Raw genomic sequence first — 21,458 nt, forward strand, 5'->3', positions numbered from 1 at the left:
GAACAGCGTGAATAACCAGATAACTCAGCAAGCCAGTAAGCGTTTTACCATCAGTACCTGTGTCTGTACACAGGCCAACCCCACAAACTCATGCGCAGTCGAATAAATCTTGATCAATTCACTATCCATCTGCCCAGGAAAAAATAAACGTTGTCCCTGACGCAAACGTGTAATTTGCCCATCATCCAGCGTCATGGATGGCACATCCGGCAGTGCCTGATCCATTGGCAACAGTAATTGATCCAATGCATCCATACCCTGCTCAGCCACATTGCGTAGCTCTTCCAGCGTATACATTTTCTGCCCACCAAACGGCATGACGAACTCGCGGTGCAAGCGGGCAACATAAGCACCACAACCGATGGATTCACCAATATCCTCAACCAACGAACGGATGTAGGTTCCCTTGCTGCATACCACATCCAGTGTCAGAGTATCGTCCGTGCGAGCCAACACTTGCAAGGAATGGATGACCACATTACGCGCTTCACGCTCCACTTCCACGCCCTGCCGTGCCAGCTTGTAGAGTGGCTGTCCCTCTTTTTTCAGGGCGGAATACATGGGCGGAATCTGACTGATATTTCCACGAAATTTATCCAGCACACTTTCCAACGCTGTATCAGTCAGATGAGGAACTGGACGTGGGTTAATTTTTTCACCCTCAGCATCCCCGGTAGTACTGACATACCCGAGCGAAGCGGTGGTGATATAGCGTTTGTCGGAATCCAGCAAGAAAGCAGAAACTTTAGTAGCCTCACCAAAGCAAATCGGCAACATACCAGTTGCCAGAGGGTCAAGACTGCCAGTATGTCCGGCTTTTTCGGCAGCAAACAGGAAACGAGCATCCTGCAAGGCTTTGTTGCTGGACACGCCTAACGCTTTGTCTAGCAACAGAATGCCATTCAATGGACGGAATTTGCGGCGACCCAAACTGGCTTACTCGCGGTCAGTAGAAGTATTATCCGCATCGCTGTGGCGGTCGGATGCTACTGCCCGGTCAATCAACACGGACAATGCATTACCACGTGCCTGGGTATCGTCATACAGGAAGTGTAAGGTCGGGGTAATACGCAGTTTCAGCAAATGCCCCAACTCATGGCGCAGAAAACCGGCTGCATGATTGAGGGCTTCCTGAGCTTCAAGACCGTGATCCTGCTGGAGCACATCGAACCAAACCTTAGCATGAGCCAAGTCCTTGGAAACTTCGACATCCAGCAGGGTGATCATGCCTACGCGCGGGTCTTTTACCCGGTCGCGAACCAACACCGCCAGTTCCCGGCGGATTTGTTCGGCTACCCGGTCAGTCCGGGCAAAGCCGTGATGCGAATGGCGGGCAGGCATTGTCTAGATCTTCCTCGCCACTTCGATTTTTTCATAACATTCGATCTGGTCGCCCTTACGCACGTCGTTGTAGTCTTTGACCGCGATACCACACTCCGTACCCATGATGACTTCTTTCACGTCATCACGGTGGCGGCGCAGTGATTCAAGCTCACCTTCAAACACCACTACGTTGTCACGCAGTACACGGATTGGCAAGCCACGGCGTACCGCACCATCCACCACCAGGCAGCCTGCTACCTGACCGAAACCAGAGGCACGGAACACTTCGCGGACTTCTGCCAAACCGACAAATACTTCACGGACTTCCGGCGACAGCAAGCCACTCATTGCTTCCTTCACGTCGTTGATTACGTCGTAAATGATGCTGTAGTAGCGGATTTCCACGCCTTCATCACTGGCTGACTTGCGTGCTGTCGCATCAGCCCGCACGTTGAACGCCACCATGATGGCCTTGGAAGCGGCGGCCAAATCCACATCGCTTTCGTTGATACCACCGATACCGGAAGATACCACACGCACTTCCACTTCCTCGGTAGACAACTTGAGCAACTCGCTGCGGATGGCTTCCACGCTGCCCTGCACGTCGGCTTTGACCAACAGGTTGACCTGAGCACGGTTGCCGGATTGCATCTGGCTGAACAGATTGTCGAGTTTGGCGCTGCTTTGCGCGGCGAAACGGCTGTCACGCTGCTTTTCACGGCGCATTTCAGCAATTTCCTTGGCTTTGCGTTCGTCGTTCAACACGACAACTTCATCGCCTGCTTCCGGTGCAGCAGAAAGACCCAATACCGCTACCGGAATGGAGGGGCCTGCTTCCCTAACTGGACGACCGGTTTCGTCGAACATGGCACGCACACGCCCATACTCGGAACCGCATAGCAACAGGTCGCCCTTACTCAAAGTACCGCTGCGCACCAGGATGGTGGCAACTGCCCCACGGCCTTTTTCGATACTGGCTTCGATAACGTTACCCACAGCCGGGGCATTGGTCGGCGCAGTCAGTTCCTGTACTTCCGCTACCAGCAACAAGGTTTCGAGCAGTTCATCAATACCCTGCCCTGTCTTGGCAGATACCTTGACCACGGGGACATCACCGCCCCAGGCTTCAGTATTGACATCATTCTGGGAAAGTTCAGCCAGCACCCGGTCAGGGTCAGCCGCCGGTTTGTCGATTTTGTTGATGGCAACCACCATAGGAACACCTGCCGCCTTGGCGTGCTGGATAGCTTCCTTGGTTTGTGGCATGACGCCATCATCAGCCGCCACGATCAGCACCACGATGTCAGTAACCTGTGCACCACGGGCCCGCATTTTGGTAAATGCCGCATGGCCTGGGGTATCGAGGAAAGTAACAGTACCGTGATCGGTATCAACGTGGTAAGCACCAATGTGCTGGGTAATGCCCCCGGCTTCGCCCGCAGCAACGCGGGTTTTGCGGATGTAGTCCAGCAAGGAGGTTTTACCGTGGTCAACGTGACCCATGATGGTGACAACAGGTGGACGGGTATGGTGTTCGTATTCGGTATCCTGATCCATCATCGCTGCCAACAGCGCAGCATCATCCATTTCCTGCATGGGCTTGGCTTTGTGACCCAGCTCTTCTGTCACCAGAATCGCCGTATCCTGATCAATCGACTGGTTGATTGTGACCATCATGCCCATTTTCATCATGGCCTTGATGATGTCAGTGGCACGGATCGCCAGTTTTTGCGCCAGATCGGAAACCACGATAGTGGGTGGAATCTCGATGTCTTTTACCACGGGAGCTGTCGGCTTTTCAAAACCGTGCTTATTGTTGCTGCTGGCCTGACGAGGATCAGGTTTGCCTGCCTGTTTGCCGCCCCCCTTTTTCTTGCCAGAACGGTTCCCACCCGGCACATGCAATTCTTCACGGTCACGACCACCTGTACTTTTGCCGCCTTTGACCGGCTTGCGTGCCACTTTTTTATCTGCACTGAAGTCATCCTCACGCAAAGGCGTCGGCAACTGCGGTGCAGCTTCTTCCACTTCCACCGTTTCTGTCACCGTGCGGGGAGCCAGAGAAGGCTTAGGTTTCGGCTTGATCTTGGAAGGACGGCGTTTCAACGCAGCCGCAGCCTCTTCACGGGCAGCCGTTGCAACAGCCACACGCTGTTCCATTGCAGTAGGTTTTTCTCCCTCAACGGCATCACTAACCTTAGCCTCTGCCACGGGTTCAACCGCAGCAACCACTTTTCTCACCACAAGCCCAGGCCTGACAACTGGCGCCGGTTTTTCCACGGGTTCTGGATTGACAACAGGTGCTGGCTGTACTTCTTGTACAGCTACAGTCTCTTCCACCACTGGGGAAGCTGGTACATTCTGGACAACGCCGGTTTCAACCCGTACACCTGCTGGTACTGTCTCAACCTGAGCAGGCTTCGGCTCATTTACCACCGGCACAGGCTCAACATTTTCAGGACGTTGGGTTTTCTGACGCTGTTGTTCAATACGGCGAGCCTCCAGTTGGCGGCGCTCCTGCTCGGCTTTCTGGATGGCGGCTTCGCGCATATTGCGTTCTGCAACCATCTGACGAGCTACTTCTTCGGCACGGTTGGCTCTTTCCTGAGCCGACGGCCCTGATCTGTCATCATCTCCCGCCTGCCCAGGGTTAAAACTTTTCTTGCGTCTGACTTCAACACTGACCGTGGTTTTGCCACGACCGGCACCTACCGTCATTTCGCTGGTAGAACGGCGCGTCAGGGTAATTTTGTTACCACCACCGCCGGGTGTGCCGGTAGAAGAAGCCCCCTGACGGATATGTGCCAGTAGTGTCAACTTCTGGGCATCAGTAATCCATGCATTGGGGCCATCTACCGTGATGCCTGCGTCCTGTAGCTGCTTGAGCAGAACTTCAACGGGAGCGTTGATCATCTCGGCAAGTTTTTTAACTGCTATATCCGACATACTTACTCTTTCTCCCGCAGAATCACTGTTCTGCCGTATCCGCAAACCAAGGGGCGCGTGCTGTCATGATCAGGCTGGCGGCACGCTGTTCGTCAATCCCGGTAATTTCCATCAACTCGTCAACAGCCTGCTCTGCCAGGTCTTCCATAGTGCAGATGCCGTTTTCTGCCAGTTTGAATGCCAATGCCTCATCCATGCCGTCCATGTGCAGCAGATCTTCGGCTGGCAAATGGCTGTCTTGCGAAATGGCCTGGGACAGCAGGGCTGTCTGGGCGCGGTCACGCAATTCATTGATGATACCCTCATCAAAGCCTTCAATCTGCATGAATTCTTCTACCGGCACATAAGCCACTTCTTCGAGACTGGTGAAGCCTTCTTCCACCAACAGGACAGCGACTTCTTCATCAACATCCAATCTTTCCATGAACATGTTGACGACAGCTTGTTGCTCTGCCTGAGTTTTGGCTTCGGCTTCTTCTACGCTCATCACATTCAGAATCCACCCCGTCAGGTCACTGGCAAGACGCACATTCTGACCACCACGCCCGATAGCCTGTGACAGCTTGCTGCTATCCACGCCGATGTCCATGGTTTTGCTTTCTTCATCCACCACGATAGACAAGACTTCGGCTGGAGCCATCGCATTCATTACATAGGTGGCAATGTCATCGTTCCAGAGCACAATGTCGACGCGCTCCTTGCCCCCCAGCTCATTAGTGACAGTCTGGATACGTGAACCACGCATCCCTACACATGCACCAATCGGGTCAATATTGGGCAGATTGGCACGCACGGCAACCTTGGCACGGGAACCAGGATCGCGGGCAGCTCCCATGATGTCGATCATTTCTTGGCTGACTTCTGGCACTTCCAGTTTCATCAGCTCAATCAGGAAATTGACATCAGCACGACTGACAATCATCTGCGGGCCACGCGCATCCTGACGGATCTCCTTAAGGTAGCCACGTACCCGTGCACCGGTATGCAGCATGTCACCGGGAATCATTTCTTCACGCGGAATGAAGGCTTCCGCATTTTCACCCAGATCCAGCACCACACCTTTGCGGTCGGCACGTTTGACTACACCCATGATCAAGTGCCCTACATGATCACGAAAAGCGGAAACCACTTTTTCACGCTCGGCTTCACGTACCTTGGCGACAATGACCTGTTTCGCAGTCTGTGCGGCAATGCGCCCAAAATCCACGGAAGCAATTGACTCTTCGATATAATCACCGATCTGTGCATCCAGGCCGCGATCTTTGGCATAGCTCAGCAGAATCTGACGCTCCGGGCTTTCAAATTCAGGGTCTTCGTCATCCATCACTTTCCAGCGACGGTAGGTTTCATAATCACCTGTCTGACGGTTGACAGCAACACGCACATCCATGCCCATGCCGTAACGTTTGCGGGTAGCCATTGCCAGTGCAGTTTCGACAGCCTGAAAAATCAGTTCCTTGCCGACATTTTTTTCGTTTGATACTGCATCAACAACATAGAGAATTTCTTTATTCATGCGTGTTTACCGCCCTTGCGCTGAGGTCGAATATCCAGAACCAGTCTGGCACGGTCAATAATATCGTGCGGAATGGTGTATCTATTACCTTCTACCTGCATGGAAATCTTTTCATCATCCACTTCCAGCAGTTTGCCTACAAAATTGCGTCGCTTTTCAACCGGCAGACGGGTACGCACCTTGATCTGTTCACCCAGGTAACGGGCAAAATGAGCCGGAACAAACAGCACCCGATCCATACCGGGGGAAGATACTTCGAGGATGTAGGCAACCGGAATCAGGTCATCCACGTCCAGAGCCGCACTCAACTGGTTACTGACTTTGCCGCAATCATCCACGGTAATGCCATCTTCAGCATCAATGAAGACGCGCAACAGGGCACTCTCCTGCTGCGGGCGGTATTCATATCCCCACAAATCATAACCAAGACCGGTTACAGTTGTGTTAATCAGTGTATCCAGTTGTTCCTGCATACTTTTTTACGCACCTTTCCATACGGCAGATAATAAAAAAGCCCCTTAAAGGGGCTTTTTGTATTTGGTAGCGGGGGCAGGATTTGAACCTGCGACCTTCGGGTTATGAGCCCGACGAGCTGCCAGACTGCTCCACCCCGCATCAGAGGTGTGAACTATAGAGAAAAGCGTTGAGGCTTGCAAGCGTTATATTCAAGAAGATGCAAAATTACCGGATATGGCGGTAAACAAACCCTGGGAAGGCAAATACCGCAAACAGGAACAAGGCAACCCAGTAAAATTCCCAGTCTTGCGCATGAACATTCCCCATCGTGCGACTTTCCAACAGGATCGCAATCCCTCCTACCACAAAATAAAGGATGAACCACTCCAGCAAGCGCAACCACGGCGATTTCCGTTCACATTGCAAAATCAAGAAACAACGCTGGCTAAGCCAGGGCAAATTGGCAAGCACCAGAGTAACAGCCAGAAAACCCCATTGTACGATTAACAAACTCATAACTGACTGGCAACCATCGCAGCAGAACAAATTCCCATCAGGGTACCAGGAAATAGACCCAATACCAACATCAACACCCCATTAACACCGAGCAGAATATTAAAGTCCGCTTCAGCCGTGATAGGTTCAGCGTTGTCCGGCTTGTCGAAGTACATCATTTTGATGGCTCGCAAATAGTAGAACGCGCCGATCACTGACATGACCACCATGATAATGGCAGGCCACAAATAACCCGCTTGCATGACCGCCTGAATAATGGAGAGCTTGGCATAAAAACCTACTGTAGGCGGAATACCTGCCATAGAGAACAACAGCAACATCATGATGAAGGCATACCAAGGGCTGCGTTCGTTCAAACCTTTGATGTCATCCAGCGTTTCTGCTTCAACACCTTCCTTGCCCAACAGTATCAGTATGGCAAAACCACCGGCTGCCATCATCGCATAAGTGATTGTATAAAATAACGCTGCACTGTAGCCTTCCGTAGAACCACTCAGGGAACCCAGCAGAATGAAGCCCATATGCGCAATGGTGGAATAAGCCAGCATCCGCTTCAGGTTAAACTGCGCAATAGCGACAATATTACCCAGAAATACTGACAACAAACCAAATACCAGCAACATCTGCGCCCAAGCCGGGTTGGCAACACCGAGTGACTCCGCCAACACACGCAACAGCATGGCAAGCGCTGCCACTTTGGGCACACTACCAAGGAACAGGGTAACAGCAGTGGGAGCACCCTGATACACATCGGGAACCCACATGTGGAAAGGTACTGCACCAAACTTGAATGAAATCCCCGCTACAACAAATACCAAAGCAAACAGCAATGGCAGGTTTTGCATGACGTTTTGCGCACTGATATAAGCAGCCACACCAGCAATATCCAGCTTGCCGCTCAAGCCATACAACATGGAAAAGCCGTACAACAGCAAACCAGAAGCCACCGCACCCAGCACAAAGTATTTCATCGCGGCTTCGGTGCTACGTCCGTCGTCACGGTTGAACGCCACCAGTGCATACATGGACAAGGCCAACAGCTCCAACCCCAGATACACCACCAACAGGTTATTGGCAGAAGCCATCACCATCATGCCCAGTACGGCAAACAAGGCCAGCAGGAAAAACTCACCACGCCACAGTTTCTTGTCACGCAAATACTTGCGGGCATAGACAAAAACACCCGCAGTGAGTAACAGGATGCTGACCTTGAGTACACCGCCCAGATCATCACGCACATACATATCATTTAAACCCGTGATTTTCTCACTTCCCATGCTGCTGAAAACCAACAAGGCTGTTGCCAGCAAAGCCACTTGCGACAACAGGTATGTAACCATCCGGTCAGTATCTTTTAAAACCAGATCAATCAGCAAAATAAGGCAGATCGTACTAAGCAGGAAAATTTCCGGGGTGGCAATTGCAATATTGACCATTATAGGCATCCTCCCACTGGTGCTCCGATACACACCTTGCTTTGCAAAGCCTGGACAAGCAGATTTTCAATTGAAACTTCCATCACGTCTGTCAATGGTTGAGGCCATATCCCCAGCAACAGAACTGCACCAGCCAACAAGGCCAACATGATGAACTCACGCTGGTTAATGTCCTGCAATTCAGCAACAGCACTGTTTTTTATGTCACCGAAGATGACCCTCTTCACCAGCCACAAAGTATAAGCCGCACCCACAATCAAGGTGGTAGCAGCCAGCATGGCTATCCAGACATTGTTGGTACTGAAACTAGCCAAAATGACCAAAAACTCACCTACAAACCCTGACGTACCTGGCAAACCGGTATTTGCCATTGCAAACAGCACGTAGAAAGCAGCGAATACAGGCATCCGGTTAACCACGCCACCATAGGCATTGATTTCACGGGTATGCATACGGTCATACAACACGCCGATACAAAGGAACATCGCACCGGAAATGAAGCCATGGGACACCATCTGCACCATTCCCCCCTGCACTGCCATAATGGCTGCACTCATGTTGGCACCGGTGTTGCCCTGAGCAAACTCGGCAATGCTGTAAACAAGGAAGAAACCCAGAGTAACAAACCCCATGTGCGCAATGGATGAATAAGCCACCAGCTTTTTCATGTCCTGCTGCACCAGAGCCACGAAACCGATATAAACAACCGCAGTCAATGACATAAGCAAGACCAGCCAGTCAAGCTGAGCCGCAGCATCCGGGACAATCGGCAAAGCAAAGCGCAGGAAAGCATAACCACCAACTTTCAGGGTAATCGCTGCCAGAATGACGGAGCCTCCCGTTGGTGCTTCCACGTGTGCATCCGGCAACCAAGTATGTACCGGCCACATGGGCACTTTCACCCCGAACGCCAACAGGAAAGACAGGAAAATCAGAATCTGTGGCATCCGCTCAATCGGTAGCTTTTGCAAGTCAGCAACCGCAAAACTTCCGCCCAACTGATACAGATAGATCAGGCTGATAAGCAGGAAAACCGAACCGAAAAAGGTATAAAGGAAAAACTTGAAGCTGGCATATACCCGACGTGAACCACCCCAGACACCAATAATCAGGAACAGAGGAATCAGCATGGCTTCAAAGAAAATGTAGAATAGCATGGCATCCAGTGATGCAAACACACCGTTAACCAGCCCCTCCATAACCAGAAAAGCAGCCATGTACTGGGAAACACGGTATTTGATGACTTCCCAACCCGCAATGACCACCAGCACGGTAATAAAGGTATTCAGCAGGATCAATGGCATCGAAATGCCATCCACCCCCAGATGGTAGTTGATCCTGAAGGTTTCTACCCAAGGTAAAAACTCCACAAACTGCATGGCAGCCGTGCTCCGATCAAAACTACCATACAACGGCAGACTAAACAGGAATGTCAACAAGGCAATCCCCAAGGCAAACTGTTTGGCACCAAAACGGTCCCCAACAATCAAAACCCCGATACCGCCGATAACAGGCAGCCAGATCAGAAAACTTAGTATTGGCAAATCAAGCATTTGTACTTCCAGCTAAAACCAATGGAGCCTAGTTGAAAAAGAGGAACCAGGTAATCATCAACAGGATTCCCACGACCATCGAGAAAGCATAGTGATAGAGGTAACCCGTCTGAAGATGGCGTGCCACACCAGCAAACCACCCAACCACTTTGGCAGAACCATTCACAATCAGGCCATCAATCACCAAGCGCTCACCCAATGACCACAAACTATTACCCAGATTCAACGACCCCTTGGCAAATACCTTCTGGTTGAAATCATCCACGTAATACTTGTTATCCAGCAGGGAATGTAACCAACGGAACCTCTCGTAAGCCCAATCGGCAATCGAATCATTCTTCATGTAGACATACCAGGCCGCCGCTAGACCCGACATGGCCAACCAGAACGGAGGAGCCATCAGCCCGTGCAGAATGAAACCCATCACGCCGTGATACCCTGCACTAATTTCCTGGATGGAGAGGTGAGCCGACACAAGCGGATTATCCTCCTTCACAAAACCGTGTGCCTGATCATTGACATGAATTACCCCTTTGAAGAAGTCACCCACCACCATCGGATCAAGGAAATAACCTGCCAAGACAGAAGGTATTGCCAACATGATCAATGGCAGCGTAACAACCCACGGGGACTCATGCAGATGGTGCATGGTATGGTCATCCATACGCTCTTCACCGTGGAAAACGAGGAAGAACATGCGGAAACTGTAAAATGCAGTAACAAACACGCCCAGCAGAACCAGCACATAAGCGTAACCCGCTGCTGCCTGATCAGAATGATGCACCGCTTCAATAATCAAATCCTTAGAGAAGAAACCCGAAAATCCGGGGAATCCAATCAGAGCCAATGAACCAATCAGGGATGTCCAGTAAGTAATGGGCATGTATTTCTTCAAACCACCCATTTTGCGGATATCTTGTTCATGGTGCATGGCAATAATGACTGAACCGGCCGCCAGAAACAGCAATGCCTTGAAGAAAGCATGAGTCATCAAATGGAATACCGCTGCGGAATAAGCAGACGCACCCAAAGCCACCGTCATATAACCAAGCTGGGACAAAGTAGAATAAGCTACCACCCGTTTGATGTCATTCTGCACAACACCGATCAAACCCATGAAAAATGCGGTTGTCGCCCCGACCACCAGAATCAGGTTCAAAGCCGTATCAGACATTTCAAAGATGGGCGACATGCGTGCCACCATGAAAATACCGGCTGTCACCATGGTTGCCGCATGGATCAGTGCTGAAATAGGTGTTGGGCCTTCCATCGAATCCGGCAACCAAACGTGCAACGGAACTTGCGCCGACTTACCCATTGCACCAATAAACAGACAAACAGCAATAAAAGTGAGCAACTCCGTTTCTACACCAGGCAACAGGACAAGCGGCGACTTGGCGATGTGCAACACGTCAAAAACTTCCTGATAATCCAGCGTCTGGTAGAAAGTGACAATCGCGGCAATCCCCAGCAGGAAACCAAAATCCCCCACCCTGTTCACCAGAAACGCCTTCATGTTGGCAAAAATCGCTGTCTCTTTCTTGAACCAGAAACCGATCAGCAAATAGGACACCAGACCCACTGCTTCCCAGCCGAAGAACAACTGCATGAAGTTGTTGCTCATGACCAGCATTAGCATTGAGAAAGTAAACAGTGATATATAGCTAAAGAAACGCTGATAACCAGGATCTTCGTGCATATAGCCAATCGTATAGATATGCACCATCAGGGAGACGAATGTCACCACCAGCATCATCATGGTGCTGAGGTTGTCGAGCAGGAAACCCACTTCAAAGCGGATATCACCAATCACTGCCCACGTATACACCGTACCGTTATAGGTATTGCCATTGGACATGACATCATACGCCACCACCACCGACAACAGGAACGCCACCGCCACACCAAGGATTGTTACCCAATGCGCTCCAGCACGCCCGATCTTTTTACCAAACAGCCCCGCAACGATCGCCCCGAACAAAGACGCAAGCGGAATTGCTGTATAAATCGCTTCCATCGCTTACCCCTTCATCGCATCAAGTTCTTGAACATTGATCGTGCGCCGGTTACGGAACAAGACCACCAGAATCGCCAGACCAATCGCTGCTTCCGCCGCCGCGACGGTCAGGATGAAAAACACGAACACCTGCCCCGCCATATCCCCCAGATAATGGGAAAACGCCACGAAATTCAGGTTGACCGACAGCAACATCATTTCGATACACATCAACAGGATCAACACGTTCTTGCGGTTGATAAACATACCCGCCACGCTGATGGCAAACAGCAGAGCCGCCACAATCAGGAAATGCGACAAAGGAATCATGCTTGCTCCTTGGTTTCGGCTTTCATCTTCACCAGACGTACACGGTCTTCCCGTCTCACCTGCACCTGTTGACTAATATCCTGCTTACGCGCATCCGGGCGGCGGCGCAAGGTCAGCACGATAGCGGCAATAATCGCCACCACCAGAATCACCGCTGCAATTTCAAACGGGTACACGTAATCGGTATACAAAATCGCACCCAACGCCTCGGTATTGTTGGCAGGTGCTGCGGCTGCGGGCGTGGTGGTCTGGAATGGCCCGCTTTGCAGCACCATAATCATTTCCACCGCAATCACTGCCGCCACCAGGAAACCCACAGGCGCGTAGCGGGCAAACCCCTCTTTCAACGGATCAAGGTTCAAGTCCAGCATCATAATCACAAACAGGAACAGCACCATCACCGCCCCGACATAGACCAGCACCAGCACGATGCCGAGGAACTCTGCCTCCAGCAGCAACCACAGCGCGGCACTGGTGAAGAAGCTCAAAATCAGGCACAACGCCGCATACACCGGGTTGCGTACCGTCACCATCCCCACTGCCGCCGTCACTAACACAGCGGAAAACAGGTAAAAGATAATCTGCTCAAATGTCATGGCATCCCCTTAACGGTACGGCGCATCAGCGGCTTTCATTCTGGCAATTTCGGCTTCGTGCTTGTCGCCCACAGCCAGCAGTTTTTCCTTGGTCTGGATGTTTTCACCGCGATTTTCAAAGTGATACTCGAAAATGTTGGTTTCCACAATCGCATCCACCGGACAGGCTTCCTCACAGAAGCCGCAATAAATGCACTTGAACATATCAATGTCATAGCGCGTGGTACGGCGTGTGCCGTCCGGGCGTTCTTCCAGATCAATGGTAATCGCCAGTGCCGGGCAAACCGCTTCGCACAATTTACAGGCAATGCAGCGTTCCTCACCGTTCGGGTAGCGGCGCAGCGCGTGATGCCCCCGGAAACGGTTAGAAATCGGCGTCTTTTCTTCCGGGTACTGAATCGTCAGCTTGCGCCCGAAGAAATACTTGCCGGTTACGCCCATCCCTTGCATCAGCTCCCGCAGGCTGAACGACTTGACGTAATGTTTCAGGTTGAAACCCATATCAGCCCCCTTACAGCCACGGTGTCCAGCCCAGCGCAATCGCCAGACCTTCGCCAAAAATCCACACCAGCGTCACCGGAATCAGAACCTTCCAACCCAGACGCATGATTTGGTCATAACGGTAACGCGGGAATGTCGCGCGGAACCAGAAAAACAGCAGCATGAAGAACGATGCCTTCAGCAATAACCAATGGATGCCATCACCAAACAGCAAGCCAATCACGGGCGTATCGGTCAGGAAGGTTAAGCCTTGGAACGGTGACAACCAGCCCCCCAGGAACATCAGCGAAGTCAACGCGGAAATCAGCCACATATTGGCGTATTCGGCGAGGAAGAAAATCGAGAATGCCATGCCGGAATATTCCACATGGAAACCCGCCACGATCTCGGATTCACCCTCTGCCACGTCAAACGGCGCACGGTTGGTTTCCGCCACCCCGGAGATGAAATACACCAGGAACAGACCGAACAATGGCCACACGAACCAGCTAAAAATACTGCCCGATTGCGCCCGCACGATGTCACCGAGGTTCAAACTGCCGGAAGCCATCAGCACCCCGACCAGCGCGAAACCCATCGCAATTTCGTAGGACACCATTTGCGCCCCGATCCGCAGCGCGGAAAGTTGCGCATACTTGGAGTTGGACGCCCAACCCGCAATAATCACCCCGTACACACCCAGCGAAGTCAGTGCCAACAGGAACAGCAACCCGGCATTCACATCCGCCAGCACCATACCGTCACTAAAGGGTATGACCGCCCACGCCGCAAACGCAGGCCCCATTGCCAGCAAGGGCGCGATCAGGAACAGGAAGCGGTTGGATTTTTCCGGGACAACAATTTCCTTGAAAATCAGCTTGAACATATCCGCAAACGGCTGCAACAAGCCTTTGAAACCAACCCGGTTGGGGCCCAGACGCACCTGCATATAACCGATGATTTTGCGCTCGGCGTAAGTCGCGTAAGCCACCAGCAGGATCAACGGCAGCACGATTGCCACGATTTTGAGGACAATCATTACCAGCAATGCCAGCCAGTCGGGGAGGAATGCTGTCAACAGGTTGTTCAGAAACTCGACCATAACCTTACCCCGCCTTGCTTATCTGGAGAGAACCGAAGGCAGCACCCAACACGTTGGATACTTCGATACCGGACTGCACCCCGGCGCAACCTGCGGGAATACCTGCATCCAGCGTGGCAGGCAGCGTGATCGACACTGCACCTTGCGTCACTTTCAGCTTGTCGCCAGCAGCAACGCCCAGTTTGGCGGCATCGTCCGGGTTCAGCGCGACCGCCGCTTCCGGGATCATCGCTTGCAGGGCTTTGGCACGGCGTACCAACGGGTCAGCGCGGTACATTTCCACGTCGCCGATGCGCTGGAAGAACCCCTCACCCCCTAGCCCCCGCACCCTGCCCCTTGCAGGGTCGTCCCTCAAGGGGAGAGGGGGAACAGAGGATTCTTCAGCCCCTCTCCCCTTGAGGGAGAGGGGTTGGGGTGAGGGGTACGAATTATTGCAAACCTCTGCGCCGTGCAATTCCAGCTTGAGTTCAGCCGCAATTTCTTCGGTAGCGACCCAATCGAATTCGGGGACACCCGCCTGATTGCCGAGAACCCGCAGGATTTTCCAAGTTGGACGCGCTTCGCCGGGCGGCTCGGTTGCCCCCTTGAAGTGCTGCCAGTGACCCGCCGTGTTGACGAACGTGCCGGAAGTTTCCGCAAAAGTGGAGGCTGGCAGCAACACCGTCGCGTACTTGCGGGTAGTGTCATCGGCAAACGGTGCGATCACAACCACATTGTCAGCGGCGGACAATGCCTGCATCGCCTGCTGCGGATTGGCGAAATCGCCGAGTTCGGTATTCAGCAACACGAAAGTGCGGGTATTTTCGTTGAGGAACTCACCCACGGCTGCACCAGCTTGCTTGAGTTCGCGCCCACCGGACAAACGGTGTGGCACAACCCCGGCAATCCACGCGCCAATGCTGTTGGCACTTTCCGCCAGATAGCCGAACTTCGCGCCTGTCTGCTTGGCAATCTCGCTTGCCAGTGAACGCAACGCGGCAAAATCAGGGTGTTGGTTTGCCACATTGCCCAGCAGGACGACCGCGTTGTCAGCATCTTTCAACGCCTGTAGGGTCGGGTGACTGGCATCGCTGGCAATCGCGGCAAGGGCTTGCACCATGTCAGCAGGGGCAACCGCCTGTTGCGCCACATCGTAGTTGAAATCATACGCCCGTGGGTTGAGTGCCATCACCTTCGCGCCGTTGAGCGCAGCTTTGCGCAGGCGATGGTTGAGCATGGGTTGCTCTTGACGCACGTTCGAGCCAATCAGGAACACCGCGTTTTGCTGTTCCAGTTGCTCGATTTCCATCCCCAAGTAAGGGCAAACCGGGGCTGCCGCTTGGTCGGAGAAATCGCTCTGGCGCAGGCGGTGGTCGATGTTGCGGACATTCAAACCGCGCATCAGACGTTGGAACAGGTAGAGTTCTTCCAGCGTGGAAGTCGCGTTTGCCAACGCACCGATGCGAGCCGGGTCGGCGGAGCGCAGGATTTCGGCGGTAGCTTCCAGAGCCTGTTGCCAGCTCACTTCATACCAGTGACCATCGCGCTTGAGCATCGGCTTGGTAATGCGGTCAGGGCTGGCAATGCCTTGGTAGCTGAAACGGTCACGGTCGGAAATCCAGCATTCGTTGATGCTTTCATTGTCACGTGGCACGGCACGCACCACTTCCTTACGGAAGGTATGCACCTGAATGTTGGAGCCGACACAATCGTGTGGCGCAATGCTGTCGTGGGCTTTCAGTTCCCACGCCCGTGCCTTGTAACGCGATGGCTTGGCAGTCAACGCACCGACTGGACATAGGTCAATCACGTTGCCGGACAGTTCAGACTTGAGCGATTTTTCGATGTAAGTGCCGATTTCCAGACGGTCGCCGCGCCCTACCCCGCCCATTTCGCGCATCCCGGCAACTTCATCGCCGAAGCGTACACAGCGGGTACACTGGATGCAGCGGGTCATTTCAGTTTCGATCAGCGGGCCAATGTCTTTGTCTTTGACCACGCGCTTGATTTCGGCGTATTGCGATTTGCTGCTGCCGTAACCCACCGACACGTCCTGCAACTCACACTCACCGCCCTGGTCGCAGATGGGGCAATCCAGCGGGTGGTTAATGAGCAGGAACTCCATAATGGCTTTCTGCGCGTTTTTGGCTTTGTCGGAACGTGTCCAGAACTTCATGCCTGCACCCACCGGGGTGGCACAAGCGGGGACAGGTTTCCACGACTTTTCCATTTCCACCAGACACATCCGGCAGTTGGCGGCGATGGACAGCTTTTTGTGGTAGCAGAAACGCGGGATGGAAATCCCGTGCGCATCCGCGACTTCAATCAGCATTGCACCTTTACGCGCCTCGACTGGCTGGTCGTTAATCTCGATTGTGACGAATTCTTCTGCCATGCCTTACCCCTTCGCCACCATGCTGCGCCCGTGCTGGACGTAGTATTCAAATTCTGCGCGGAAGTGCTTGACGAAACTCCACACCGGCATTGCCGCCGCCTCGCCGAGCGCACAAATGGAACGCCCTTCGATATTGTGGGAAATTTCTTCCAGCCGCGTTACGTCTTCCATCTTGCCCTTGCCTTCCACAATGCGGGTCAGCATCCGGTACAACCAGCCAGTGCCTTCGCGGCACGGGGTACATTGCCCACAGGATTCGGAAAAATAGAAACGGGAAATGCGTTGCAACACCTTGACCATATCGGTGGTGTCGTCCATCACGATGACCGCACCCGAACCCAGGTAAGAGCCAGCCTTGGCGATGGTGTCGTAATCCATCGTCAGCCCCATCATCACCTCACCGGGCAACACGGGGACGGATGAACCGCCCGGAATCACCGCTTTGAGCTTGCGCCCGTTGCGTACCCCGCCCGCCAGTGCCAGCAGTTCCGGGAACGGCATCCCCATCGGGATTTCAAAGTTGCCCGGATTGTTCAAGTGCCCGGACATGGAAAACAGCTTTTCGCCACCGGAATTCTTCACGCCCAAGTCAGCAAACCACTTGCCACCGTTGCGCATAATCACCGGAATCGAGGACAGCGTTTCAGTATTGTTGATGGTGGTCGGGCGACCGTACAAGCCAAAACTGGCCGGGAATGGCGGTTTGAAACGCGGTTGGCCTTTCTTGCCTTCCAGCGATTCCAGCAGCGCGGTTTCTTCGCCGCACACATACGCACCCGCGCCGAGTGTGCCGTGCAGGTCGAAATCGACCCCGCTGCCCTGAATGTTTTTGCCCAGCAAACCGAGTTCGTAGGCTTCTTTCACCGCTTGCTCGAAACGGATGAACGGCTCATCCATGAACTCGCCGCGCATATAGTTGTAACCAACCGTCGCACCGATGCTGTAACCGGCAATTGCCATGCCTTCCACCAGCGCGTGCGGGTTGAAACGCAGGATGTCACGGTCTTTGCACGTACCAGGTTCGGATTCATCCGAGTTGCAGACGATGTATTTTTGCCCCGGCATATTGCGCGGCATAAAGCTCCACTTCATGCCAGTAGGGAAACCCGCACCACCGCGCCCGCGCAAACCGGATTCCTTAATGGTTTCAATGATGTCTTCGGCAGGGGTCTTTTCGGCGAGGATTTTTTTCCACGCGGAATAACCGCCAACTTTCAGGTAGCTTTCCAGCGTGTGAGCTTGATCGCCAAACTGGGTAGTGATGAAACAGACTTGATTTGCCATGTGCTTACTCCAGCCCGTCCAGAATCTCGTCCACTTTCGCGGGGGTGAGATGGGTGTGATACACGTGGTTGACCTGGATCATTGGCGCACTACTGCACGCTGCCAGACACTCTTCTTCCATTTTGAGGAAGAATTTGCCATCGGCGCTCGCTTCACCCAGCTTGATACCAAGTTTGTTTTCAATGTGACTGAGGATTTCATCCGAACCACACAACATGCAGGAGACATTGGTACACACCGAAATGCTGTATTTTGCCGCCGACTTCTTGTCCAGTTCGTACATGGAGTAAAAGCTGGCGACTTCGTATACCGCGATTTCTGGCAAGCCGAGGTAATCGGCAACCGCATCCATTTTCTCACGTGACAGGTAGTGGTCTTCGTGCATGACAGCACGTAATGCGGCCAGCAGTGCGGACTGTTTCTTGTCGTCCGGGTAACGTTTCAGCCAAGCGTCAATCTCGTCCCGCTCGTGATGACTGAGCAGGTCGCGTTTGCGCTTGAGCATGGTGATGGGCTGTTCAGTCATCAACGGTCAACCTCGCCGAAAACAATATCTTGTGTGCCGATAATCGCCACTACGTCAGCCAGCATATGGCCTTTCGCCATTTCGTCGATGCCGGAAAGATGGGCAAAACCGGGAGCGCGGATTTTCAAACGGTAGGGCTTATTCGCCCCGTCGGAGAGGATATAGCAGCCAAACTCACCCTTGGGGTGTTCTACAGCGGCATAGGCTTCACCTTCCGGCAAACAGTAGCCTTCGGTCATCAGCTTGAAGTGCTGGATCAGCGCCTCCATATCCTGCTTCATTTCGCCACGTTTGGGTGGAGCAACCTTGCTGTCTTCCAACATGACAGCTCCCGGATTTTTACGCAGCCAGTCGATGCACTGTTTGATAATGCGGTTGGACTGGCGCATTTCTTCAACACGTACCAGATAACGGTCGTAGCTATCACCGTGCGTTCCGACCGGAATGTCGAAATCCATCTTATCATAAGCAGCATACGGCTGCTTCTTGCGCAAATCCCATTCGATACCCGAACCGCGCAACATTGCCCCGCTGAAACCGAGTTGCAGCGCACGCTCCGGTGATACCACGCCGATTCCAACCAGACGCTGTTTCCAGATGCGGTTGTCAGTCAGCAGGGTTTCGTACTCATCCACATAGCCGGGGAAACGGTTGGTGAAATCTTCCAGGAAGTCCAACAGTGAGCCGCCACGGTTAGCATTCAGGCGTTTGGCTTCAGCTTCGGTGCGGAAACGGTTAGGCAGGAACTGCGGCATGGAATCCGGCAGGTCACGATAGACCCCACCTGGACGGTAATAAGTCGCGTGCAAACGTGCACCGGATACCGCTTCATAAGCATCCATCAAATCTTCACGTTCACGGAAGGCGTACAGGAACATGGTCATTGCACCCACGTCCAGCGCATGTGCACCAATCCACAACAAGTGGTTGAGGATGCGGGTCACTTCGTCAAACATGGTGCGGATGTAGAGCGCACGTTCCGGGGCAGTAATACCGAGCAGCTTCTCAATTGCGAGCACGTAGCCATGTTCGTTGCACATCATCGACACGTAGTCGAGGCGATCCATGTAGCCAATGCTTTGGTTGTAAGGCTTGCTTTCCGCCAGCTTTTCCGTGCCACGGTGCAGCAGACCGATGTGCGGGTCGGCACGGACGATGTTTTCACCATCCATTTCCAACACCAGACGCAACACGCCGTGCGCTGCCGGGTGGGCTGGACCAAAGTTCAGCGTAAAGTTACGAATTTCAGGCATTAGTCTTCGCGCTCCTGTGGCTGGGAGAACCGCGCGTCATCGCGGATGGTGCGCGGCACGAGTACACGCGGGCCAATGGAGACAGGCTCGTAAATGACGCGCTTTTGCTCGGCATCGTAGCGCATTTCTACGTGTCCAATGAGCGGGAAATCTTTGCGGAATGGATGCCCGACGAAACCGTAGTCAGTGAGGATACGGCGCAGGTCAGGATGCCCACTGAACAGGATACCGAACAGGTCGAAGGCTTCACGCTCATACCAGTTGGCAGAACTCCAGACTTCCACCAACGAAGGGACAACGGGAAAATCATTGTCATCACACCAAGTACGCACACGGACACGTAGGTTACGAGACACTGACAACAAATGGATGACGACAGCAAAACGCTTGCCAGTGGATACAGCAGCCTGCCCCTCTTCGTCAGCAAACGCAAACGGATCAGCCTCATTGGCTTGCGCGGCGCGACTGAAGCCAGTACGGGTAGCAGTAGTAACATCCCACTCCGCATCACCGTAAGTGAGGTAATCCACTCCACACAAATCAGTCAACTGGGCGCAATCAAGCATTTCGTTGTAACGCAGGAAACGAGCAACCTCCAGCCATTGATCAGCAGAAACATCCAGCGTCAGTTCACCAAATGCCAACTTGATGGAAGACAGCTTGCCAGCCAGTCCGTCCTGAAGATAATCCTTGATGAATTCGAGTGATACAGCCATGAATTACCGCGCTATGGTGTTGGTTCGACGGATTTTGTTCTGCAACTGGATGATTCCGTACAGCAACGCTTCAGCCGTGGGTGGGCAACCCGGCACATAGATATCTACTGGCACGATACGGTCACAGCCACGCACCACCGCATAGGAATAGTGGTAATAACCACCACCGTTGGCGCAAGACCCCATCGAAATCACCCAGCGGGGTTCCGCCATCTGATCGTAAACCTTGCGCAGTGCCGGAGCCATCTTGTTGGTCAGTGTCCCTGCCACGATCATCACGTCCGACTGACGTGGACTGGGGCGGAACACAATACCGAAACGGTCAAGGTCATAACGTGCTGCACCGGCGTGCATCATTTCCACTGCGCAACAAGCCAGACCAAAGGTCATGGGCCACAGCGAACCGGTACGCGCCCAGTTGATCAGGGCATCGGCTGTCGTGGTGACGAAGCCTTTCTCCAGAATGCCTTCTACTCCCATTCCAGCGCCCCTTTCTTCCATTCGTAAATGAAACCGACAATCAGGATTGTCAGGAAAATCCCCATGGCAACAATGCCAAACACACCGATGGTATCCAGCACCACAGCCCAGGGAAACAAAAATGCAATTTCAAGATCGAAGATGATGAACAGGATTGCAACTAAGTAGTATCGCACGTCAAATTTCATGCGTGCGTCTTCAAAGGCAGGAAAGCCACACTCAAACGGTGAGTCTTTTTCCGTGTCGGGACGGCGCGGCCCTGCCAGCAAACCCAAGCCCAGCAGAATAACTGCCAAACCGAAGCCTACTGCCAGAAACACGAGAATAGGAAGGTATTCTCCTAGCATTATGTAACTCCTGGTGCAAACCGTTCGTGCCTCTCTCACTTCCGGTCGTATGTCGTCATGATCACAAAACCACATGTTTTGTGCCATTGTTCATTATGGCATCGAATATAACGATGCATGAACGACAGATTAACTCCCCAAAGTGGGTATTGTCAGTATATCAACAATTACGAGCTTTGAGGCTTTACTCACTCAACTATTGAGTAACCATCGACCTTCAACAAGATT

The 21,458-nt window shown here is 52.9% G+C and carries 20 protein-coding genes and 1 tRNA gene; all 21 read right to left on the minus strand.

Features of this window, described 5'->3' with window-relative positions:
• Positions 1–24: 24 nt before the first annotated feature.
• Complete coding sequence (truB, locus tag B2U47_RS15735) at positions 25–930, minus strand: tRNA pseudouridine(55) synthase TruB (protein WP_296674989.1); 906 nt, start codon at positions 928–930, stop codon at positions 25–27.
• Between the two features lie 6 nt (positions 931–936).
• Entirely contained in the window at positions 937–1,341 is a 405-nt protein-coding gene (rbfA, locus tag B2U47_RS15740; RefSeq protein WP_296674987.1) for a 30S ribosome-binding factor RbfA, read from the minus strand.
• A 3-nt stretch (positions 1,342–1,344) separates the two neighbouring features.
• Positions 1,345–4,269 carry a translation initiation factor IF-2 gene (gene infB / locus B2U47_RS15745; protein WP_296674984.1) on the minus strand — a complete coding sequence of 975 codons (2,925 nt, stop codon included), beginning with the start codon at positions 4,267–4,269 and terminating at the stop codon, positions 1,345–1,347.
• A gap of 22 nt (positions 4,270–4,291) precedes the next feature.
• Positions 4,292–5,785, minus strand: a complete 1,494-nt coding sequence (gene nusA, locus B2U47_RS15750) for a transcription termination factor NusA (RefSeq protein ID WP_296674982.1) — start codon at positions 5,783–5,785, stop codon at positions 4,292–4,294.
• On the minus strand, positions 5,782–6,258 hold the full coding sequence (gene rimP, locus B2U47_RS15755) for a ribosome maturation factor RimP (RefSeq protein WP_296674979.1): 477 nt from the start codon (positions 6,256–6,258) through the stop codon (positions 5,782–5,784). Before rimP ends, nusA begins: the two co-directional genes overlap by 4 nt.
• Before the next feature lie 65 nt (positions 6,259–6,323).
• Positions 6,324–6,400 (minus strand) — tRNA-Met (locus B2U47_RS15760).
• Between the two features lie 66 nt (positions 6,401–6,466).
• Entirely contained in the window at positions 6,467–6,757 is a 291-nt protein-coding gene (locus B2U47_RS15765) for a DUF2818 family protein (protein WP_296674976.1), read from the minus strand.
• Entirely contained in the window at positions 6,754–8,193 is a 1,440-nt protein-coding gene (gene nuoN, locus B2U47_RS15770) for an NADH-quinone oxidoreductase subunit NuoN (protein ID WP_349675722.1), read from the minus strand. Before nuoN ends, B2U47_RS15765 begins: the two co-directional genes overlap by 4 nt.
• A complete protein-coding gene (locus tag B2U47_RS15775; protein WP_296674971.1) occupies positions 8,193–9,746 on the minus strand; it encodes an NADH-quinone oxidoreductase subunit M in 1,554 nt (517 codons plus the stop codon). Before B2U47_RS15775 ends, nuoN begins: the two co-directional genes overlap by 1 nt.
• Positions 9,747–9,774: 28 nt before the next feature.
• Positions 9,775–11,763 (minus strand): NADH-quinone oxidoreductase subunit L, encoded by a 1,989-nt coding sequence (nuoL, locus tag B2U47_RS15780; RefSeq protein ID WP_296674968.1) that lies wholly within the window; start codon positions 11,761–11,763, stop codon positions 9,775–9,777.
• 3 nt (positions 11,764–11,766) lie between these two features.
• Positions 11,767–12,072 carry an NADH-quinone oxidoreductase subunit NuoK gene (gene nuoK / locus B2U47_RS15785; RefSeq protein ID WP_296674965.1) on the minus strand — a complete coding sequence of 102 codons (306 nt, stop codon included), beginning with the start codon at positions 12,070–12,072 and terminating at the stop codon, positions 11,767–11,769.
• The gene (locus tag B2U47_RS15790; protein WP_296674962.1) at positions 12,069–12,668 is read right to left on the minus strand and encodes an NADH-quinone oxidoreductase subunit J; all 600 of its coding nucleotides are present in this window, start codon (positions 12,666–12,668) and stop codon (positions 12,069–12,071) included. Before B2U47_RS15790 ends, nuoK begins: the two co-directional genes overlap by 4 nt.
• Positions 12,669–12,677: 9 nt before the next feature.
• Entirely contained in the window at positions 12,678–13,169 is a 492-nt protein-coding gene (gene nuoI, locus B2U47_RS15795; protein ID WP_296674959.1) for an NADH-quinone oxidoreductase subunit NuoI, read from the minus strand.
• 10 nt (positions 13,170–13,179) lie between these two features.
• Positions 13,180–14,250, minus strand: a complete 1,071-nt coding sequence (gene nuoH / locus B2U47_RS15800) for an NADH-quinone oxidoreductase subunit NuoH (protein WP_296674956.1) — start codon at positions 14,248–14,250, stop codon at positions 13,180–13,182.
• Positions 14,251–14,254: 4 nt separating this feature from the next.
• A complete protein-coding gene (gene nuoG / locus B2U47_RS15805; protein WP_296688450.1) occupies positions 14,255–16,624 on the minus strand; it encodes an NADH-quinone oxidoreductase subunit NuoG in 2,370 nt (789 codons plus the stop codon).
• Positions 16,625–16,627: 3 nt separating this feature from the next.
• Positions 16,628–17,908, minus strand: coding sequence for an NADH-quinone oxidoreductase subunit NuoF (gene nuoF / locus B2U47_RS15810; protein ID WP_296674948.1), 1,281 nt, complete (start codon positions 17,906–17,908; stop codon positions 16,628–16,630).
• A gap of 4 nt (positions 17,909–17,912) precedes the next feature.
• A complete protein-coding gene (gene nuoE, locus B2U47_RS15815; protein WP_296674945.1) occupies positions 17,913–18,434 on the minus strand; it encodes an NADH-quinone oxidoreductase subunit NuoE in 522 nt (173 codons plus the stop codon).
• Complete coding sequence (locus B2U47_RS15820; protein WP_296674942.1) at positions 18,434–19,687, minus strand: NADH-quinone oxidoreductase subunit D; 1,254 nt, start codon at positions 19,685–19,687, stop codon at positions 18,434–18,436. The genes nuoE and B2U47_RS15820 overlap by 1 nt, the downstream gene beginning before the upstream one ends.
• Entirely contained in the window at positions 19,687–20,403 is a 717-nt protein-coding gene (locus B2U47_RS15825; RefSeq protein ID WP_296674939.1) for an NADH-quinone oxidoreductase subunit C, read from the minus strand. Before B2U47_RS15825 ends, B2U47_RS15820 begins: the two co-directional genes overlap by 1 nt.
• A 3-nt stretch (positions 20,404–20,406) precedes the next feature.
• Complete coding sequence (locus tag B2U47_RS15830; RefSeq protein WP_296674936.1) at positions 20,407–20,883, minus strand: NuoB/complex I 20 kDa subunit family protein; 477 nt, start codon at positions 20,881–20,883, stop codon at positions 20,407–20,409.
• Positions 20,874–21,230 carry an NADH-quinone oxidoreductase subunit A gene (gene ndhC, locus B2U47_RS15835; protein ID WP_296674932.1) on the minus strand — a complete coding sequence of 119 codons (357 nt, stop codon included), beginning with the start codon at positions 21,228–21,230 and terminating at the stop codon, positions 20,874–20,876. The genes B2U47_RS15830 and ndhC overlap by 10 nt, the downstream gene beginning before the upstream one ends.
• Positions 21,231–21,458: the final 228 nt, after the last annotated feature.

This window comes from Thiothrix sp. UBA5583 (genome assembly GCA_002425225.1).
Lineage (GTDB): Bacteria > Pseudomonadota > Gammaproteobacteria > Thiotrichales > Thiotrichaceae > Thiothrix > Thiothrix moscowensis.

Excerpts from the sequence above, each read along its gene's own strand:
- rimP (WP_296674979.1), bottom strand. The coding sequence starts at position 6,258 with ATGCAGGAACAACTGGATACACTGATTAACACAACTGTAACCGGTCTT.
- nuoG (WP_296688450.1), bottom strand. The coding sequence starts at position 16,624 with ATGGCAGAAGAATTCGTCACAATCGAGATTAACGACCAGCCAGTCGAG.
- B2U47_RS15820 (WP_296674942.1), bottom strand. The coding sequence starts at position 19,687 with ATGCCTGAAATTCGTAACTTTACGCTGAACTTTGGTCCAGCCCACCCG.
- nuoL (WP_296674968.1), bottom strand. The coding sequence starts at position 11,763 with ATGGAAGCGATTTATACAGCAATTCCGCTTGCGTCTTTGTTCGGGGCG.
- ndhC (WP_296674932.1), bottom strand. The coding sequence starts at position 21,230 with ATGCTAGGAGAATACCTTCCTATTCTCGTGTTTCTGGCAGTAGGCTTC.
- nusA (WP_296674982.1), bottom strand. The coding sequence starts at position 5,785 with ATGAATAAAGAAATTCTCTATGTTGTTGATGCAGTATCAAACGAAAAA.
- nuoN (WP_349675722.1), bottom strand. The coding sequence starts at position 8,193 with ATGGTCAATATTGCAATTGCCACCCCGGAAATTTTCCTGCTTAGTACG.
- B2U47_RS15765 (WP_296674976.1), bottom strand. The coding sequence starts at position 6,757 with ATGAGTTTGTTAATCGTACAATGGGGTTTTCTGGCTGTTACTCTGGTG.
- B2U47_RS15830 (WP_296674936.1), bottom strand. The coding sequence starts at position 20,883 with ATGGGAGTAGAAGGCATTCTGGAGAAAGGCTTCGTCACCACGACAGCC.
- nuoF (WP_296674948.1), bottom strand. The coding sequence starts at position 17,908 with ATGGCAAATCAAGTCTGTTTCATCACTACCCAGTTTGGCGATCAAGCT.
- infB (WP_296674984.1), bottom strand. The coding sequence starts at position 4,269 with ATGTCGGATATAGCAGTTAAAAAACTTGCCGAGATGATCAACGCTCCC.
- B2U47_RS15775 (WP_296674971.1), bottom strand. The coding sequence starts at position 9,746 with ATGCTTGATTTGCCAATACTAAGTTTTCTGATCTGGCTGCCTGTTATC.
- nuoE (WP_296674945.1), bottom strand. The coding sequence starts at position 18,434 with ATGACTGAACAGCCCATCACCATGCTCAAGCGCAAACGCGACCTGCTC.
- rbfA (WP_296674987.1), bottom strand. The coding sequence starts at position 1,341 with ATGCCTGCCCGCCATTCGCATCACGGCTTTGCCCGGACTGACCGGGTA.
- nuoI (WP_296674959.1), bottom strand. The coding sequence starts at position 13,169 with ATGGGTTTCAACCTGAAACATTACGTCAAGTCGTTCAGCCTGCGGGAG.
- B2U47_RS15790 (WP_296674962.1), bottom strand. The coding sequence starts at position 12,668 with ATGACATTTGAGCAGATTATCTTTTACCTGTTTTCCGCTGTGTTAGTG.
- nuoH (WP_296674956.1), bottom strand. The coding sequence starts at position 14,250 with ATGGTCGAGTTTCTGAACAACCTGTTGACAGCATTCCTCCCCGACTGG.
- nuoK (WP_296674965.1), bottom strand. The coding sequence starts at position 12,072 with ATGATTCCTTTGTCGCATTTCCTGATTGTGGCGGCTCTGCTGTTTGCC.
- B2U47_RS15825 (WP_296674939.1), bottom strand. The coding sequence starts at position 20,403 with ATGGCTGTATCACTCGAATTCATCAAGGATTATCTTCAGGACGGACTG.